Below are 17471 nucleotides of genomic sequence, written 5' to 3' on the forward strand. Positions count from 1 at the left end.
GGGCGCGCGCGCGCGTCACCGCATGGCCGACACGGGCGCCGTGTCGACGCGCACGGGCGTCACGTGCCGCAGCGGCGCGCCGATCTGCCGCGCGCACGCGACGAGGTCGGTGTACGCGGCCCCGATCGCTTCGAGCGTCGAATCGCCGCGTTCTTCCTTGCCGCGTGCGCACGCGCGCGCGAGCCGGAATTCGAGCACCATCGCTTCGGACGCGATGCGATCGCACGCGGCGCGGATCTCGGCGAACGGCCCGATGCAGCCGCTCGCCTGCAGCCAGCGTGCATAGTGGCCGAACAGTTCGAAATTCGCGCCGAGCTGCCGCACCGAATTGAACGAGTACGCATGGAAGTGTTCGAGCGGCGCCTCCGCGAGGATCTGCGCGTCGGTCTGCAACTGCCGGCGGAACGCCGCGATCGGATCGACGACCGGCAGGCGCCGCAGGTGGCGCTGCAACGCGGCGAGCGAGGCTTCGCACAGCGCGCGTTCGTCGAGCGGCGCAAAGCGCCGCTTCGCGCATTCGACGTACGGCGGCAGCGTCATCGGCGAACTGGCGCCGACGAGCCCGTTGTAGTCGAAATCCTCGGCGACGTAATAGCCGCTGTTGTGGAAGTAGCCGATCTGGTGCTTCGCGCGGTCGATCGCGTCGATGCCGATCGTCGTCTTCGTGTGCTGCGTGCGGTAGCTGCTGCCGCGCGTATCGGGCAGGAACCACGCGTCGACCTCGACGATCATCAGGTGGCCGCGCGCGACCTGCGTCTCGATGTGCTGGTCGAGCGGTTCGTAGATCGAATGTTCCTGCACGACGATCCCGTAGAGCCGCTCCAGCTCGTCATGCGGAAACTTGAAGAACGTGAACTGGTCGCCCTCGAAATCGAGCGCGATCGTAAACGGCAGCGCCGCATACGGATTGAGGCCCCACCACCGGAGCACCTCGAGCCACATGTCGACATAGCAGTTGGTCTGCTTCCAGACCATCTCCTGACTGTGCAGCGGGTGCGGCCGGTAATGGCGCGCGCGGTGGCGCACGCTCTCGAACGACGCGTCTTCCCCGTCGCGGGAAACGAACCTCATCGCGTGCCCCACAGCACGTCGCGGACCGCCTGTGGCCACGCGTCGATGTCGAAGCCGTGGTGGCGGAACAGCGCGAGCGTGAGCCGCTCGAGGCCGAAGCCGACGCAGCCCGTGTGCGCGACGTCGCCCGTCGCGGTGCGGATGTCCCACAGCAGCCCGAAGTGGTCCATGTGGTAGTTGAAGCTCAGGCACGCGGTCTGTCGGTCGTCGTGCTCGATCGGAATCAGCAGCTCGAACTTCAGGTTCTGCTCGCGCTGGCTGTTCGCGACGATCTTGCCGCCGCGCCCGAAGAACGGGTCGTTCGCGAGATCGATCGCATTCGGCAGGCGCAGCGCTTCGATCATTTGCGTGCCGCGTTCGATCCATGTCTCCCGGAACGAGACGATCTGCTCGGGCGTGCCGATCCGCACGTACTCGCGCATCCGGAACAACTGCATGCGGGTCGGGTCGAGCGACGGTTCGTGACGGAAGCAGTACGAGAACACGTCGACGGTCCGGCCGTCTGTAGGGAGCGCGCTCGCGCGCGCGACGACGGGATACACGGGGTAGCACGCGGCCGGCGTCATCACGACGTAGGTCGGTTTCTGGTTTTCGGTCCAGTCGTCGCCGCGGTCGAGGCATTGCAGCACGCGCTGGTGCTGGCGTTCGTCGCCGCAGAATGCGTGCACGCTGCCCGCCAGTTGCGGGAAGCTCTTCATGTATTCGCTGCGCTCGAACTCGGTGCGGCTCATCGCCGGCGGGAAGCGCAGCACTTCGGCCTGCTGGTCGGCGCCGATGCGCGTGACGAACGCGTCGAGCGCTTCGACCACGCGCTCGAATCGTTCGCTGCGGCCGAACAGGCCCTGGATACCGGTCGAAACCAGCAAGCCCGCATCGATCAGCGCGTCGCGCAGCGGATTGACGCCCGCGCGGTCGAGCGGTGCGTCGGCGGGAACAGGGGCGGCGGAGGGCACGACGAGGCGATCGTTCACGTATGTTTCTCCAGCGTCGCGGGACGCAGCGCGAGCAACAGGCTCGCAGTGTTGGCGGCAATGCGGTCATTGCTGATCATCAGCGGCGCCGCGTGCAGGTCGCGAATGTGGCGGCCGATGCTGAACGGCGTGCCTTGCTTGTAGCCGGCCATCCCGCAGATCATCATCGCCTGCTGCGCGACTTCGAGCGCGGTCGCCGATACATAGGTCTTCAGCGTATTGATCTCGGCGGCCCAGGCCATGCCGGCCGACCACGAGCGGGCCGATGCGCTCGCGTGGAGGCGCAGCACGTTGTCGACGCGGGCCTGCATCGCCTGCATCAGCGCGAGCGATTCGGCGATGCGTCGCGCGGCGGGCGACGGTGCGCCGTCGGTCTGGCGCGCCTGCGCGCGGAAGAACTGGTGCGCGCGATGGAACGCGTCGCCGGCCACGCCGATCCACACCGCGGCCCACAGGATGTGCGAGACCGGCACCATCGTTTCCTCGGCGATCTTCGCGAACGGCACCGGCAGGCATTGCACGGCGGCGCCCTGCGCGTCGAGCACGAAGCCGTTGCTGCACGTGCCGCGCATGCCGAGCGTGTCCCATTCGCCGCGGCGCGTGAGCGTATAGCCGTCGCGCAGCAGCGTGACGAGCACCTGCTCGGAAGCCGGCGCGTCCGCATCGCGTCGCGCGGTGGCGAGAATGCCGTCCGCGTAGTCGCCGTACGAGATCGTCGGCGCGGATTTGTGCAGCCGGAACCCGCCGCCGTCGATTTCGAGCGCGCACTGGCTCGCGCGCAGGTTGCCGCCGACACCGTCTTCCGACGTGGCCGATGCGAGCAGCCACTGGTGACGCACGAGCTGCTGCAGGAACAGCTTGTGCCAGCCCTGGTCGGCGGCGTGATCGACGATGCAGGCCACCTGGATCTGGTGCATCGCGAACACCATCGCCGACGATGCGCACGCCTGGCCGAGGATCGAACAGGCCGACGCGATGTCTTCCAGCGACGCGCCAGCGCCGCCGAGATGGGTCGGCACCAGGGCGCCGAGCAGCCGGCGCGAGCGCATCGCCTCGATCGCCTCGACGGGGCAGCGCGCGTCGCGATCGACCGCATCGGCATGCTGGGCGGCGATCTGCGCGACGGCATGCGCGGCTTCGTCGAGGCGATGCGAATCGCCGTCGGACGCGAGTTCGGGAAGCAGCGCGCTCATGCGGAGTGCTCGGAGCGTTGCAGCGTGGCGATCGTGTCCGCGAGTGCGTCGATGCTGCGGAACAGGTTGCGGTTCAGCATCTCGTCGGGAATCTCGATGTTGAACTGCTTTTCGATCGCGAGCATCAGCTGGATCGTATCGAGCGAGGAGAGGCCCGCTTCGTAGAGGTCGTCCCCGTCACCGATCGAATCGATCGCGGCTTCGAGGTGGGCGACGTGCTTCAGGATAGTTCTGATTTCGTTTTTCACGTGCTGCTCCGGCGTGCGTGGTGTCGTCCGCTCGGGCAGACGCGCGATAAGCGCTGACATCCCCCCGGCAGTCCGGCATCAGTAGACCATCGGCAGGCACGGCGTTCTGTTCGCCACCCTACAAACAGCTGACCCGGCACGCGGGCGGCGCCGAAGCGCCGGTCACGCGCGCGACGCGGCCGGCACGCCCGAGTCGGCCGACAGGATGCGCTTCATCTCGTCGCGCACGATCGCGCGGCAGCCGCACGACATTTTTTCGAGGCCGTCGAGATCCGCGAGCTCGATCGAGCTGCGGTATTGCCGGATCAGGCCGAGCTTCTGGATTTCGCCGGCGGCGTCCGTGACCGTTTCGCGCCGCACGCCGAGCATTTGCGCGAGCATGCTGTGCGTCACCTGGATCTCGATGCTGCGCGTGCGGTCGAACGCGAGCAGGAACCATCTGCATAACTGATGTTTGAGCACGTGATGACGGCTGCAGAACGTGATCTGCGCGACCTGCGCCATCAGCAGCCGCACGCAGACGAACACGAGATGGCGGATCACCGGCGACGCATCGAACGCGGCCGCGAAGACGCGCCGGTCGAGCCGGTAGACGAAACCGTCGCGACACGCGACCGCGCGGCAGGGCATCCGGCCGCTGCCGCCGATCACGTCGTCGCAGACCACGCTTTCGCTGCCGATCTCCGCGACTTCCAGCGTCATGCCGCCGGACGACACGTACTGCAGCGAAATCGCGGTCGTGACCGGCAGGTAGACCGCAGCGAGCATTTCGCCGGGTTCGCAGAGCACCTGCCCGGATTTCAGGTGAACGAGTTGCAGGTGGGGTGTCAGCGTGGCGAGTTCGTCGCGGTCGATGGCCGCGAGAAACCGGTTGGCGTCGAAGCTGTGGGAAAGCTCGATCATGCCGTTCGCATACGCGACGGTATCGGCGGTCTGGTGAGTCACGGCACATCCTCGCAGGTTGGCGGTCGCGCGTCGTCTCGGCAAATCCCGGAACGGGATTTAGCACGATCGTGCGGACTTTTTGTTGATCAAAAACGGAATGACGATACTCGCAAAAAAGGCTAGCACGCAATTGAATTCGTCCAATTCCACATTCTGCCATTTCACAAAGTTTGACGATTGCGATTGGGCGCAAACGTTATTTCGATTTAAGGATTCCTTTTTCCGGAATTAATCATCCGGAAATGGAATCGTGAGCTTGCTTGTCATTCTATGTCGACCGGGAATCAATCGGACAACTTGGTGAATCGTACGGCGCAAGTGGCTGGAAGGTATTGAACATTATTTGAAAAATAAATGGGGCTCGCATGATTTGTCATTTGAATCAAAGGTTTGCAGGTGATATGTGCGATAGGGAACAGAGTCTCGAATTAGTGTGCAGATTCAAATTTGAGACAGTTTGAAACGAGCGTGTGAGGTGCGGTGACGCCGGGAAATGCTGCGCTGCACATCAAGGAAACAATTGAAAATCGGCTGTAAGTATTTGAACGATAAGCGTCGCAGCCGCCAGCCAGCTACCCGGGTCCGGTGCGCGGCATTTGATCAGTCGAATGGCGCGCTGTGTCCGTCGCGTGGAAGAGTGTCCGGAAATGAGACGTTTTTTGGGATTTGGGGCCGGTTATCCGAGTGATTTAAATCGGCCGTGATTCATATATTAAGGACAGGCGGGTATTGGCACGTAAATCGCTTATTCGGGTTGGCGTGTCGAAACGGGGCAGTCGACTCAATTCGGCGTTGACAAGCCGATGGTTAGTCGGATTCAGGGTTGTGGGCCGCAACCGCTGTCAATGTCCGGACGCGCATCGCGATAACGAGTTCCGTGCTTTGCTGCTGCAGGCGGCGCGGACGATAAAAGGGATACAGATATGCTTCATCTTCACTCGAGCTATTCGGCGAACGCCATCCTTGCTGCCCTCCCGGAGGACAGCATCCGCGCCATCGCACCGCATCTCGAACTGGTCAGGATCAAGGCCGGGATGCTCGACCGGGTCGGCGAGCCGATGCGCCATCTGCATTTTCCGACGACGGCGATGATGTCGGTCCAGCACCTGATGGAGGACGGTGCGATGGTCGAGGTGGCGGTGGTCGGCCGCGAAGGGGTGGTCGGGCTGGGGACGCTGGTCGGCGGCCTCGCCGCGTCGAGCCGGGTCGAGGTGCGCATCGGCGGAATGGCCTATCGCGTGCCGAGTTGCGTGATGCGCGCCGAATTCGAGCGGTCGGCGCAGACCTACCGGCTGCTGCTCAACACCTGCCAGGCGACGATGGCGCAGATCGCGCGCAGCGCGCTGTGCAACCGCCATCACTCGGTCAGCGAGCAGCTCAGCCGCTGGCTGCTGCTCGCGCACGACCGGATCGACGGCGACGAGCTGGCCGTCACGCAGCAGACGATCGCGAACATGCTCGGCGTGCGGCGCGAGGGCGTGACGGAAGCGGCCGGGAACCTGCAGGAAGCCGGGCTGATCCGGCAACGCCGCGGCCGCATCACGGTGCTCGACCGGCACGGCCTCGAACATCAGGCGTGCGAATGCTACGAGCTGATTTGCGCCGACTATCGCCGGTTGCTCGGCACGCGCGGCAATGCGATGCCGGCGACGGTTCGCCCGCGCATGCCGGACGGGCACCGCGGATTCCCCGCACACGGTGCGTGACGATGCAGTCGATGTCGAGTGGAACGAATGCGATGCGGCGCGCAGCGATCGCGGCGGCCGACGTCGTGCTCGTGCTGGCCGGGGCGCTCGTCGCGCAGGCGGCGTCGGGTCTCGGATGGCATGACCTGTCCGATGCGCAGCGCGGCGCGATCGCGCTGCTGTGCGTGCTGACGGTGGCGCTGCTGCCGCGCTACCTGCGCACCGTGCGCGGCGGCGTGGCGGTGCAGGGCGGCGCGCAGGTGCTGATGCACACGCTGGTGGCGGTGGTGTGCGCGAGCGTGCTGACGGTGGCCGGCACGATGTGGATCATGAATCGCGGCGGCACGGTGACGACCCGCTGGATCGTGCGCACGGTGCTGGCCGGCGACGCGGCGCTGCTGCTCGGCCGCGCGGCGCTGCTGGCGCTCGCGCTGACGCGCGGCGACCCGCGTGCGCGGCAGCGCCGCGTCGCCGTCGTCGGCGCAACGGCATACGGACGCGTGGCGATCGAGCGGATGCAGCTCGCGCCGAACGGCCCGTTCGTGGCCGCGTGCGTATTCGACGACGATGCGCAGGCCGCCGCGGGCGGCATCGGCGGCGTGCCGGTAATCGACGACTGGAACGCGTTGCGCGACCTGATTCGCGGCGGCGACATCGACGAAGTCTGGCTGACGCTGCCGATGTCGCACGAATGGCGGATCCAGCGCATCGTGCGCGAGTTGCGCGACGAGTTCGTCGAGTTGCGGCTGTTACCCGACGTGCGGCAGATGGCGGTCGTCGATCGCTCCGCGACCGACGTGCTCGGCATGCCGGCGATCAATCTCGCGACCACGCCGCGCTCCGCGCCGGAGCTGTGGGCCAAGTTCGCGTTCGACCGGCTGTTCGCGTTCGGCGTGCTGATTCCGTTGCTGCCGCTGCTGACGATGCTGGCGATCGCGGTCAAGCTGTCGTCGCCGGGGCCCGTGCTGTTCAGGCAGCGCCGCAAGGGCGTCGACGGCCGCGAGTTCCATATCCTGAAGTTCCGGACCATGCGCGTGCATCGCGCTCAGCCGGGTGTCCTGCGGCAGGCGTCGCGCAACGATTCGCGCATCACGCGCGTCGGCGCGTTCCTGCGGCGCACGTCGCTCGACGAGTTGCCGCAGTTCTTCAACGTGCTGTTCGGGCAGATGTCGGTGGTCGGCCCGCGTCCGCACGCGATCGAACACGACGACTTGTATCGGCAACTGATCGACTGCTACATGTACCGCTACCGCGTGCGGCCCGGCATCACCGGATGGGCCCAGGTGAACGGCTATCGCGGCGAGACGCGCAAGGTCGAGGCGATGGAGGCGCGCGTGAAGTTCGATCTGTTCTACATGCAGAACTGGAGCTTCTGGTTCGACATCAAGATCATCCTGATGACGGTGGTGCGCGGCTTCATCGGGCGCAATGCGTTCTGAGGATGACGAATGATCGAAGCGGTACCACGCGAGCGAGCGTATCGACGGCGTGATGCCGGTTCGCGGGCACGGAAAGAGGCGCTGTGGCCGCACCGGAAATTGCTGCGCTGCGGTTGCGCAGGCGGGCTTCGCGGCGCGCGACGCCGGTCGGGATTGCGCGTCCGTCCCCAGTTTCCGCACTGCTGCCGCTGCCTGACCGGCATGCTGATTCCGGTCAACACACGCGTGTTCAATGGGTTTATCCTGCGTCGAATGCGTCCGGCGTTTCGCACGTCCGGCCGCCCATCCGGATGCGACGGCGCAGGTCATGCCTGCATGCCGCGCACTGGCGCGATACCGCGCGCCGCTCTTTTTTCGCGCGGAACCCGGAACAGGAGAGACGGCCATGTCGCTCGACCCGCAACAACGACAGACGCTGAAGCAGCGGCTGAACGAGAGCGAGCAGGCGCTGCATGCGGAGATCCGCACGAGCGAAGACCACCGCGCGTCGGAATCCTATGCGGACCTTGCCGGCGCGGCGCCGGACGAGGGCGACGAGGCGAACGCGGACCTGTTCGTCGACGTCGATCATGCATTGATCGGCATGAAGCTGACCGAGTTGCGCGCGATCGGCCGCGCCCATCAGCGGATGCGCGACGGCAGTTACGGCGAATGCATCGACTGCGATGGGTCGGTCGGCTATGAGCGCCTGCTGGCGCGCCCGACCGCCGAACGCTGCACGCATTGCCAGTCGCTCTACGAGCGACGCTACGCGACGACGCCACGCGCGTCGCTCTGACGTCGCGGCTTCAACCGCGCTGCACGCGCGGTGCGGCCGGCGTAGGATGACCAACGTGCGCCCGGCGGCGTCGACATGCGGCGCCGGGCGGGCAGACGCCGTCGCGCAGGCGCGCGGCGCCATCCACGTGGAAGGGAGCCACGCCGATCATGCCGATCCACAATGCCGAGTGCGCGGCCGTGTTCGCCGAGATCGCCGACATGCTCGAGATCCAGGGCGCCAACCCGTTTCGCGTGCGTGCATACCGCAACGCCGCGCGTACGGTCGCCGACTACGGTCGCGATATCCCGATGATGATCGCGAACGGCGACGATCTCGGGAAGATTCCGTCGATCGGGGCCGATCTCGCGGCGAAGCTGCGCGAGATCGCCGCGACCGGCACCTGCGAACTGCAGCAAACCTTGCGTCATGCGCTGCCGGGCGCGATCGTCGAGCTGCTCGATGTGCCCGGGCTCGGCGCGAAACGCGTGAAGGCGCTGCATGACGCGCTGCACGTCGATTCGCTCGAACAGTTGCGCGCCGAAGCGAAGAGCGGGCATGTGCGCGAGCTGCCGGGCTTCGGCGCGAGAACCGAAGCGCATCTGCTCGAAGCGATCGACGATCGCCTGCAGCGCGAGCCGCAACGCTTTCTGCTGCCCGACGCCGCGCATGCGCTGATGCCGTTGCTCGAACGCCTGCGTGCGGTGGCCGGCGTCGGCAAGGCCGTGCCGGCCGGCAGTTTCCGCCGCCGCCGCGAGACGGTCGGCGATCTCGACATCCTCGTCACCGCACGCGACCCGGTCGCGGTCGCCGAAGCGTTCGTCGGCTACGGCGACGTGGCGCGCGTGCTCGCACACGGCAAGACCCGGTCGAGCGTGACGCTCGCCAGTGGGTTGCAGGTCGACCTGCGCGTCGTCGATGCCGATGCGTTCGGCGCGGCGCTCGTCTACTTCACGGGATCGAAGGCGCACAACATCGCGCTGCGCAGGATCGCGCAGGCCGGCGGCCTGAAGATCAACGAATACGGCGTGTTTCGCGGCGACGAGCGGATTGCCGGCGCGACGGAGGCCTCGGTCTACGCGGCCATCGGACTGCACGAGGTGCCGCCCGAGTTGCGCGAGGATCGCGGCGAGATCGATGCGTCGCGCGCCGGCACGCTGCCGGCGCTGATCGAGCGCAAGCATCTCCACGGCGACCTGCACGCGCATACCGATGCGGCGGCCGGCCGCGACGGCCTGCGCGCGATGGCCGACGCCGCGCGTGCACGCGGGCTCGCCTACCTGGCCGTCACCGACCGCGCCCCGCCTGATGGCGATCGCGACGGCTTCGACTGGCTCGCGCGCCAGCTCGACGAAATCGATCGCGTCAACGCGACCTTCGACGATTTCGTGTTGCTCAAGGGCGTGGAAGCCGGCATTCGCGAGGACGGCAGCCTCGATGTACCCGACGCGATGCTCGGCCGGCTCGATCTCGTGGTCGGCGCGGTACGCGACGGCTTCGACCTGTCGCGCGGCGCGCAGACCGATCGCATGCTGCGCGCGATGGACCATCCGCATTTCACGATTCTCGCGCATCCGACCGGCCGGGTGCTCGGCGAGCGCGACGCCTGCGAACTCGATGTGCCGCGCGTGCTCGCGGGAGCCGCCGCGCGCGGCTGCTTCGTCGAACTCGATGCGCAGCCGCGTCGATTCGACCTGCCGGACGTCTGGTGCCGCGAGGCCGCGAAGGCCGGCGTGCCGGTCGCGATCGGTTCGGATGCATGCCGCGCGGACGAACTCGACAACCTCGCGTTCGGCGTCGATCAGGCGCGGCGCGGCTGGCTGACGCGGCAGGACGTGCTGAACACGCGCACGCTCGCGCAACTGCGGCCGCTGCTGGCGCGCACGATGGGCGGTGCGGGCAGCGCGGGCGGCGGCGCGGGTGGTGGCGCGAAGCGGAGCCGGTCGAAGGGCGCGTGAACGCAACGCGGCCGGCCGCGATGCGTTCGACTCATGCCCGCACCGTCATGCAAGTACGCCGGTGGCCGGGACGTAGGGCAGGCCGAGCGCCAGCGCGACCGCTTCGTACGTGATGCGGCCGTCGCACACGTTCAGGCCCGCGCGCAGATGCGGATCGTCGAGCATCGCCTGTTTCCAGCCCTTGTCGGCGAGCGCGAGCGCATGGCCGAGCGTTGCATTGTTCAGCGCAAAGGTCGACGTGCGCGCGACCGCGCCGGGCATGTTCGCGACGCAGTAGTGGACCACCCCGTCGACGACGAAGGTCGGCGCCGCGTGCGTGGTCGCATGCGAGGTCTCGAAGCATCCGCCCTGATCGATCGCGACGTCGACGACGACCGCCCCCTTGCGCATCGTCGCGATCATGTCGCGCGTGACGAGCCGCGGCGCCGATGCGCCCGGCACGAGCACGGCGCCGATCACGACGTCGGCATCGCGCACGGCTTCGTCGACCGTATGCGCATTCGAGCAGACGGTTGCGATCCGGTTGGCGAACACGAGATCGAGCTGGCGCAACCGGTTCACGTTGGTGTCGAGCACGGTGACGCGCGCGCCGAGGCCCACCGCCATCTGCAGCGCGCCGGTGCCCACGACGCCCGCGCCGAGCACGACCACGTGCGCGGCCGGCACGCCGGGCACGCCGGCCATCAGCAGGCCGCGGCCGCCGCGCGGGCTTTCGAGGTGGGTCGCCGCGACCTGGATCGACATGCGGCCGGCGACTTCGCTCATCGGTGCGAGCAGCGGCAGGCCGCCGCCGGGCCCCGTCACGGTTTCGTACGCGATGCAGACCGCGCCGGACTTCACGAGCGCGGCGGCCTGATCGGGATCGGGCGCGAGATGCAGGTACGTGTAGAGGATCTGGCCGCGCCGCAGCATCGCGCATTCGGCCGGCTGCGGCTCCTTGACCTTGATGATCATGTCGGCGCGCGCGAAGATTTCGTCGGCGCCGTCGCTGAGCGACGCGCCCGCGGCCGTGTAGTCGTCGTCGAGCAGGCCGATCGCCGTGCCCGCGCCGCGCTGCACGAGCACGCGATGGCCGTGGCGCGTGAGTTCGCGCGTGCCGGCCGGCGTGAGGCCGACGCGGTATTCGTGGTTCTTGATCTCTTTCGGCACACCGATCAGCATGAGTCGCCTCCATGGCCTTCGTTATCGTCGTCGTGCGGGCAGCCGCTTGCGCAGCGGCGTGCCGACCGCAGTACTGGAATAACAGGGTAGTAGTGCACGGAGGGAAGTCAAGCGGCCGGCTTGCGCGACGACGCATGCGCACTGCAACGCAGCATGCACGGCCGCCGGTTGCGACCGGACGTCGCAATGCGCGCGTGGCCGGGTTTCGGTATCGTCATGCGTGGCGCGGACGCGGGGCCGCGTGCCGGAATCCTTTCGGCAAAACAACGAGACAACGAGACGAGGACATTGATCGACATGACCGGTGCGTATTTCAGCGTGCCGACGCTTTGCGCCATCGCGCTCGTGCACGTCTACTGGGCGTTCGGCGGGCGGCTGGGCAAGCGCGCGGCCATTCCGGAGCACGACGGCGTACCGCTGTTGCGGCCGACTGCCATCGGCACGCTTGCCATCGCGGCGGCACTGCTGGGCGGCGCAGGCGTGGTCGCCGCGCGTGCCGGCTGGTTGGGGCGCAACGCGTATCCCGGCACGATCGCATTCGCGGTCGTTGCGCTCGCATTGATCTTCGCGGTGCGGGCCGTCGGCGATTTCCGCTACGTCGGCTTCTTCAAGCGGATTCGCGGGTCGCGTTTCGCGCGGATGGACACGCTGTATTACTCGCCGCTGTGCGCGGCGCTGGCGTTGTCGATCGCGTCGATGTTCTGGCCGTGGTGAGGGGGGAGCCGCGCGCGATTCAGCTCGCGTGCGTATCGATCAGCGTCAGGCAGTCGGCCGGCACGGCATCGGTCAGCCAGACACCGTTCTCGGCGACGAAGAACGTGTGGCCCTGCCGCTGCATGCGCTGCGCATCGACTTCGAGAATCGCGGGCACGCCGTAGCGCGCGCCGACGGCCAGCGCCGTCCGGAGGTCCGCCGACAGGTGCACGTGATGACGGGCGCCGGGTTTCAGCCCTTGCGCACGAATCGAATCGAGGAAGCGCGTCGCCGTGCCGTGATAGAGGCGCTCGGGCGGTTGCGCGGCCGGATACCGGCGCTGCACGACGGGCGTCGAATGGCCCTGTACCGCGCGGATGCGTTGACCGTCATCCGACAGCGCGAAGCGCTGCTTGTCGTTGGTTGCACAGACGCTTTCGATCGTCGCGCGATCGAGCCGGTGTCCGTGACGGGCGGCGCCGGCGATCAGTTCATCGATATCGGCCCAGCCTTCGGCGTCCAGGTGCAGGCCGATGGCCTGCGGCTCGTGGCGCAGCAGATAGCTGAGATATTTGCTGATGCCGGTCGCATCGGGCGCCGGCAGTTTGTTTTTCTGGGTATTCATGAGATGCGGAGGCTACCAGAGCGCGACGCAACTCGATATCGCCATCTGATCGGGTGTCGCCGGAAAGCGACATGCGCCCACCGCAGCCCGATCGTCTGCCCGACCGGCGAAGGCGTCCGCCATCTCGCCATCCTTGCACATTCCAGCTTCCGCATTTCCCATTGTTGCTAATTTCGATGCACTGAATTGCATTGAACCCTCTAGCACTGGAACCGGTTCCATATATAATTCGCCGCACTCGTCGCCGGACCCGAAAAGAGGGTCGTGCACGTTGCGCTTGCCGTCGGTAGACGCGACGTCTAAGTTGAACAAGGGTCACGGTCGATGACGGGCAGATGCAGGCCGATGCCGGTATTTGTCCGACGAAAGGCCCACGAAGAGGTCAATCTGCGCAGCGCCGCCGGCACCGGGGCGACGTGCGGCTGCAATGACGGCGCCACCGCGAATCGCGCGGCCGGACGCCTGCATCGAGGTTGTGTGCAACACACGAAAGAACAGGGCGACCGGCCGCCTGCGGCACGGCTGCCTGCCGGGCACGCGACATGCGGAATGCGCGCGTCCGAACCCCCGATCCCCAACGATCAACATCCGACCATGTCCACGCCACCTGACAAACCCAATTCGCGTCGCCGTTTCCTGCGCACATCGGTCGCGCTCGTGCCGATCGCGTCGGTCGCCGGCTGCGACCTGCGCTCGTCGTCGCCGTCCGCGACGACCGCCGGCAACGCGTCCACTGCGTCGGCCGGCGCCGAACGCGCGCCGTACAAGCCGACCTTTTTCGATGCGAAGGAATGGGCGTTCGTCCAGGCCGCCGTCGACCGGCTGATTCCGGCCGACGCCGAAGGCCCCGGCGCGCTCGAGGCCGGCGTGCCCGAATTCATCGATCGCCAGATGGAGACGCCGTATGCGCACGGCGCGACGTGGTACATGCAGGGGCCGTTCCAGCAGGGCGTGCCCGAGCTCGGCTACCAGTTGAAGCTGGTGCCGCGCGACATCTACCGGCTCGGCATCGCGGCCGTCAACCGCTATTGCGAAAAGACCCACGGCAAGGCGTTCGCGGATCTCGACGCGCCGACGCGCGACACCGTGCTCGGCGCGCTGGAGAAGGGCGGCGCGCAGATCGACGACGTCCCGCCCGGCGTGTTCCTCGGCCAGTTGCTGCAGAACACGCGCGAAGGCTATTTCTGCGATCCGGTGCATGGCGGCAATCGCGACATGGCCGCGTGGAAGATGATCGGTTTCCCGGGCGCGCGCGCGGACTTCATGGATTTCGTCAACCAGAGCGGCAAGCCTTATCCGTACGGCCCCGTCTCGATCAACGGGGAGCGCAGCTGATGGCCGCAGATAAGAAGCCGCATGTCGATGCGGTGATCGTCGGCTTCGGCTGGACCGGTGCGATTCTCGCGAAGGAACTGACCGAAGCGGGCCTGAACGTCGTCGCGCTCGAGCGCGGCGAATATCGCGACACCTATCCGGACGGCGCGTACCCGAACACGATCGACGAGCTGACCTACAACATCCGCAAGAAGCTGTTCCTCGACCTGTCGAAGACGACCGTGTCGATCCGCCACGGCCTGCAGGACACCGCGCTGCCGTACCGGCAGCTTGCCGCGTTCCTGCCGGGCGAAGGCGTCGGCGGCGCGGGGCTGCACTGGTCGGGCGTGCATTTCCGGATCACGCCGGAAGAGCTGCGCCTGCGCAGCCACTATGAAGAGCGCTACGGCAAGAAGTTCATCCCCGAAGGGATGACGATCCAGGATACGGGCGTCACGTACGACGAGCTCGAGCCGCATTTCGATTTCGCCGAGAAGGTGTTCGGCACGTCGGGGCAGGCGTACAAGGTCGGCGGCAAGGTGGTCGGCGACGGCAACGTGTTCGAGGCGAACCGCAGCGACAACTTCCCGCTGCCCGCGCAGCTCAATACGTATTCGGCGCAGCGCTTCTTCGATGCGGCGCACTCGCTCGGCCTGCATCCGTACCGGCTGCCGTCGGCGAACACGTCGGGCCCGTACACGAACCCGTACGGCGTGCAGATGGGCCCGTGCAACTTCTGCGGCTACTGCAGCGGCTACGCGTGCTACATGTATTCGAAGGCGTCGCCGAACCTGAACATCCTGCCGGCGCTGAAGCAGGCGCCGAATTTCGAGCTGCGCTCGAAGTGCCACGTGCTGCGCGTCGACCTCGACGACACGAAGAAGCGCGCGACCGGCGTGACCTACGTCGATCCGGCCGGGCGTGAAGTGCACCAGCCGGCCGATCTCGTGATCGTGGCCGCGTTCCAGTATCACAACGTGCACCTGCTGCTGCTGTCGGGCATCGGCAAGCCGTACGACCCGGTGTCGGGCGAAGGTGTGGTCGGCCGCAATTTCGCATACCAGAACCTGTCGACGATCAAGGCGTTCTTCGACAAGGACACCTATACGAATCCGTTCATCGGCGCGGGCGGCAACGGCGTCGCGGTGGACGACTTCAACGCGGACAACTTCGACCACGGCCCGCTCGGGTTCGTCGGCGGCTCGCCGCTGTGGGTGAACCAGGCCGGCGTGAAGCCGATCAGCGGCATCGCGACGCCGCCCGGCACGCCGCAATGGGGCTCGGCGTGGAAGAAGGCGGTCAAGGACAACTACGCGCACACGATCTCGATGGATGCGCACGGCACCAACATGTCGTACCGCGACGTGTATCTCGACCTCGATCCGACCTATCGCGATTCGTACGGCCAGCCGCTGTTGCGGATGACGTTCGACTGGAAGGACAACGACATCAAGATGGCGCAGTACGTGACCGGCCAGATGAAGAAGATCGCGGAAGCGATGGGGCCGAAGGCGATCGGCGTGTCGACGCGCGAGTTCGGCAAGCACTTCGATTCGCGCCAGTACCAGACGACCCACCTGGTCGGCGGCGCGATCATGGGCACCGACCCGAAGACGAGCGTGCTGAACCGCTACCTGCAGTGCTGGGACGTGCACAACGTGTTCGTGATGGGCGCGTCCGCGCTGCCGCAGGGCATCGGCTACAACCCGACCGGGATCATCGCGGCGCTGGCCTACTGGTCGGCACGCGCGATCCGCGAGCAATACCTGAAAAATCCCGCCCCGCTGGTGACCGTATGAAGAGGACGATGAACCACCACAACGCCGCGCGCCGCATTTCTCCGCTGCGGCGCGCGCTGGCGATCGGCACGGCATGGGCGGCATTCGGTCTCGCGGGCGGCGCTGCGTTCGCGCAGCCGGCGTCCGCACCGGCCGCGGCTTCGGGCCCGGCGGCCGCGCCGGCACCCCAGTCCGCCGACGCGGCGCTCATCAAGCGCGGCGAATATCTTGCGCGCGCAGGCGACTGCATCGCCTGCCACACCGCGAGCGGCGGCAAGCCGTTCGCGGGCGGGCTGAAGTTCGACACGCCGATCGGCGGCATCTACTCGACGAACATCACGCCGGACCCGAAGACGGGCCTCGGCGGCTGGACCTACGAGGACTTCACGCGGGCGGTGCGCGAAGGCGTGCGCAAGAACGGCGACACGATGTATCCGGCGATGCCGTTCCCGTCGTACGCGCGCCTGACCGACGACGACATGAAGGCGCTGTACGCGTACTTCATGCACGGCGTCGCGCCGGTCGAGCACGAGAACCGCGCGGTCGACATCGTGTGGCCGCTGTCGATGCGCTGGCCGCTCGGTATCTGGCGCAAGATGTTCGCGCCGTCGGCGAAGCCGTTCGACGCGGCGTCGTACACCGATCCGGTGGTCGCGCGCGGCGCGTATCTGGTGCAGGGGCTCGGCCACTGCGGCGCGTGTCACACGCCGCGCGCGCCGACGATGCAGGAGCGCGGGCTGACCGACGCGGACGGCCTCGACTTCCTGGCCGGCGGCGCGGCGATCGACGGCTGGGTGCCGACGAGCCTGCGCGGCGAGCCGCGCACGGGCCTCGGCACGTGGAACGAAACCGAGATCGTGCAGTTCCTGAAGACCGGCCGCACGTTGCGCACGGCCGCGTTCGGCGGGATGACGGACGTGGTCGGCCACAGCATGCAGCACATGACCGACGGCGACCTGAACGCGATTGCGCGCTACCTGAAGACGTTGCCGCCGCGCGTGCAGGGCGAGCAGCCGCACGTGTACGACGCGGCCGCGGCGAAGGCGCTGCAGACCGGCGACGCGAGCAAGCCGGGCGCGGCCGTCTATCGCGACAACTGCATGGCCTGCCATCGCAGCGACGGCCACGGCTACACGCGCGTGTTCCCGGCGCTCGCCGGCAACCCGGTCGTGCAGGGCGACGATCCGACCTCGCTGATCCACGTCGTGCTGGAAGGCAGTGCGCTGCAAGGGACGCGAACCGCGCCGTCGACCTTCACGATGCCGCCGTTCGGCTGGCGCCTGTCGGACCAGGAAGTCGCGGACGTGTCGAACTTCGTGCGTACGAGCTGGGGCAACACGGGCGCGCCGGTGACGGCCGCGCAGGTCGCGAAGGTGCGCAAGAGCGTGCCGTCGACGCGGCCCGAGCCGCCGCCGGGCGCGCGGTTCCCGCAAGCGTCGCGCTGACGTGAGCGGCGGGGCGCCAGCCCCGCCTGCCGCCCGGTCCGCGCCGACGTGCGGCCGGGCGTGCGACGCTTTTCCCTTCGCCGGGGTTGCACCCCGCCAATGCGCCGCCACCGCGTGAAATTTTCGCGGCGGCGCGCCATTTTTTCGCCTCATCCCGTATCCTTCCACTCTTGAACCTTACTAAATAG

The 17471-nt window shown here is 67.4% G+C and carries 15 protein-coding genes; 8 read left to right on the top strand and 7 right to left on the bottom strand.

What is annotated here, in order from left to right:
* Window positions 1-15 precede the first annotated feature (15 nt).
* From HWW87_RS28440 to HWW87_RS28460, 5 genes are all read right to left on the bottom strand, one after another.
* Window positions 16-1071, bottom strand: coding sequence for a DUF1839 family protein (locus tag HWW87_RS28440; RefSeq protein ID WP_174429011.1), 1056 nt, complete (start codon window positions 1069-1071; stop codon window positions 16-18).
* Window positions 1068-2042, bottom strand: a complete 975-nt coding sequence (locus tag HWW87_RS28445) for an amino acid--[acyl-carrier-protein] ligase (RefSeq protein WP_175823089.1) — start codon at window positions 2040-2042, stop codon at window positions 1068-1070. The genes HWW87_RS28440 and HWW87_RS28445 overlap by 4 nt, the downstream gene beginning before the upstream one ends.
* Window positions 2039-3235 carry an acyl-CoA dehydrogenase family protein gene (locus tag HWW87_RS28450; protein ID WP_175823090.1) on the bottom strand — a complete coding sequence of 399 codons (1197 nt, stop codon included), beginning with the start codon at window positions 3233-3235 and terminating at the stop codon, window positions 2039-2041. The genes HWW87_RS28445 and HWW87_RS28450 overlap by 4 nt, the downstream gene beginning before the upstream one ends.
* The gene (locus HWW87_RS28455) at window positions 3232-3483 is read right to left on the bottom strand and encodes an acyl carrier protein (RefSeq protein WP_047903457.1); all 252 of its coding nucleotides are present in this window, start codon (window positions 3481-3483) and stop codon (window positions 3232-3234) included. The genes HWW87_RS28450 and HWW87_RS28455 overlap by 4 nt, the downstream gene beginning before the upstream one ends.
* A gap of 162 nt (window positions 3484-3645) precedes the next feature.
* Complete coding sequence (locus tag HWW87_RS28460; protein WP_175823091.1) at window positions 3646-4428, bottom strand: Crp/Fnr family transcriptional regulator; 783 nt, start codon at window positions 4426-4428, stop codon at window positions 3646-3648.
* A 923-nt stretch (window positions 4429-5351) separates the two neighbouring features.
* Here HWW87_RS28460 and HWW87_RS28465 point away from each other — a divergent pair.
* The 4 genes from HWW87_RS28465 (at window position 5352) to polX (ending at window position 10267) form a co-directional block, all read left to right on the top strand.
* A complete protein-coding gene (locus HWW87_RS28465; RefSeq protein WP_175823092.1) occupies window positions 5352-6134 on the top strand; it encodes a Crp/Fnr family transcriptional regulator in 783 nt (260 codons plus the stop codon).
* Between the two features lie 11 nt (window positions 6135-6145).
* A complete protein-coding gene (locus tag HWW87_RS28470; protein WP_175823093.1) occupies window positions 6146-7552 on the top strand; it encodes an undecaprenyl-phosphate glucose phosphotransferase in 1407 nt (468 codons plus the stop codon).
* Between the two features lie 385 nt (window positions 7553-7937).
* A complete protein-coding gene (locus HWW87_RS28475) occupies window positions 7938-8330 on the top strand; it encodes a TraR/DksA family transcriptional regulator (protein WP_175823094.1) in 393 nt (130 codons plus the stop codon).
* 149 nt (window positions 8331-8479) lie between these two features.
* Window positions 8480-10267 (top strand): DNA polymerase/3'-5' exonuclease PolX, encoded by a 1788-nt coding sequence (polX, locus tag HWW87_RS28480; protein WP_175823095.1) that lies wholly within the window; start codon window positions 8480-8482, stop codon window positions 10265-10267.
* Window positions 10268-10312: 45 nt separating this feature from the next.
* Here the strand turns inward: polX and ald are convergent, their stop codons facing one another.
* The gene (ald, locus tag HWW87_RS28485; RefSeq protein WP_175823096.1) at window positions 10313-11428 is read right to left on the bottom strand and encodes an alanine dehydrogenase; all 1116 of its coding nucleotides are present in this window, start codon (window positions 11426-11428) and stop codon (window positions 10313-10315) included.
* A gap of 297 nt (window positions 11429-11725) precedes the next feature.
* Here ald and HWW87_RS28490 point away from each other — a divergent pair, with 297 nt between their 5' ends.
* Window positions 11726-12142: a DUF3995 domain-containing protein gene (locus HWW87_RS28490; protein ID WP_175823266.1), complete on the top strand. Its 417-nt coding sequence runs from the start codon at window positions 11726-11728 to the stop codon at window positions 12140-12142.
* Window positions 12143-12161: 19 nt separating this feature from the next.
* Here HWW87_RS28490 and HWW87_RS28495 read toward each other — a convergent pair whose 3' ends face one another.
* Window positions 12162-12746 carry an RNA 2'-phosphotransferase gene (locus HWW87_RS28495; protein ID WP_175823097.1) on the bottom strand — a complete coding sequence of 195 codons (585 nt, stop codon included), beginning with the start codon at window positions 12744-12746 and terminating at the stop codon, window positions 12162-12164.
* 594 nt (window positions 12747-13340) lie between these two features.
* Here HWW87_RS28495 and HWW87_RS28500 point away from each other — a divergent pair.
* The 3 genes from HWW87_RS28500 to HWW87_RS28510 are packed head-to-tail and all read left to right on the top strand — an operon-like array spanning window position 13341 to window position 17283.
* Window positions 13341-14081, top strand: a complete 741-nt coding sequence (locus HWW87_RS28500; protein WP_175823098.1) for a gluconate 2-dehydrogenase subunit 3 family protein — start codon at window positions 13341-13343, stop codon at window positions 14079-14081.
* On the top strand, window positions 14081-15859 hold the full coding sequence (locus tag HWW87_RS28505; protein ID WP_174388447.1) for a GMC family oxidoreductase: 1779 nt from the start codon (window positions 14081-14083) through the stop codon (window positions 15857-15859). The genes HWW87_RS28500 and HWW87_RS28505 overlap by 1 nt, the downstream gene beginning before the upstream one ends.
* Window positions 15856-17283 (top strand): cytochrome c, encoded by a 1428-nt coding sequence (locus HWW87_RS28510; RefSeq protein WP_175823099.1) that lies wholly within the window; start codon window positions 15856-15858, stop codon window positions 17281-17283. Before HWW87_RS28505 ends, HWW87_RS28510 begins: the two co-directional genes overlap by 4 nt.
* The last annotated feature ends 188 nt before the right edge of the window (window positions 17284-17471 follow it).

The organism is Burkholderia sp. BCC0419, assembly GCF_902830285.1.
In the GTDB taxonomy this organism is placed as follows: domain Bacteria; phylum Pseudomonadota; class Gammaproteobacteria; order Burkholderiales; family Burkholderiaceae; genus Burkholderia.

Coding starts and splice junctions, on each gene's coding strand:
- HWW87_RS28440 (WP_174429011.1), bottom strand. CDS start 1,071: ATGAGGTTCGTTTCCCGCGACGGGGAAGACGCGTCGTTCGAGAGCGTG.
- HWW87_RS28450 (WP_175823090.1), bottom strand. CDS start 3,235: ATGAGCGCGCTGCTTCCCGAACTCGCGTCCGACGGCGATTCGCATCGC.
- HWW87_RS28465 (WP_175823092.1), top strand. CDS start 5,352: ATGCTTCATCTTCACTCGAGCTATTCGGCGAACGCCATCCTTGCTGCC.
- HWW87_RS28470 (WP_175823093.1), top strand. CDS start 6,146: ATGTCGAGTGGAACGAATGCGATGCGGCGCGCAGCGATCGCGGCGGCC.
- HWW87_RS28475 (WP_175823094.1), top strand. CDS start 7,938: ATGTCGCTCGACCCGCAACAACGACAGACGCTGAAGCAGCGGCTGAAC.
- polX (WP_175823095.1), top strand. CDS start 8,480: ATGCCGATCCACAATGCCGAGTGCGCGGCCGTGTTCGCCGAGATCGCC.
- ald (WP_175823096.1), bottom strand. CDS start 11,428: ATGCTGATCGGTGTGCCGAAAGAGATCAAGAACCACGAATACCGCGTC.
- HWW87_RS28490 (WP_175823266.1), top strand. CDS start 11,726: ATGACCGGTGCGTATTTCAGCGTGCCGACGCTTTGCGCCATCGCGCTC.
- HWW87_RS28495 (WP_175823097.1), bottom strand. CDS start 12,746: ATGAATACCCAGAAAAACAAACTGCCGGCGCCCGATGCGACCGGCATC.
- HWW87_RS28500 (WP_175823098.1), top strand. CDS start 13,341: ATGTCCACGCCACCTGACAAACCCAATTCGCGTCGCCGTTTCCTGCGC.
- HWW87_RS28505 (WP_174388447.1), top strand. CDS start 14,081: ATGGCCGCAGATAAGAAGCCGCATGTCGATGCGGTGATCGTCGGCTTC.
- HWW87_RS28510 (WP_175823099.1), top strand. CDS start 15,856: ATGAAGAGGACGATGAACCACCACAACGCCGCGCGCCGCATTTCTCCG.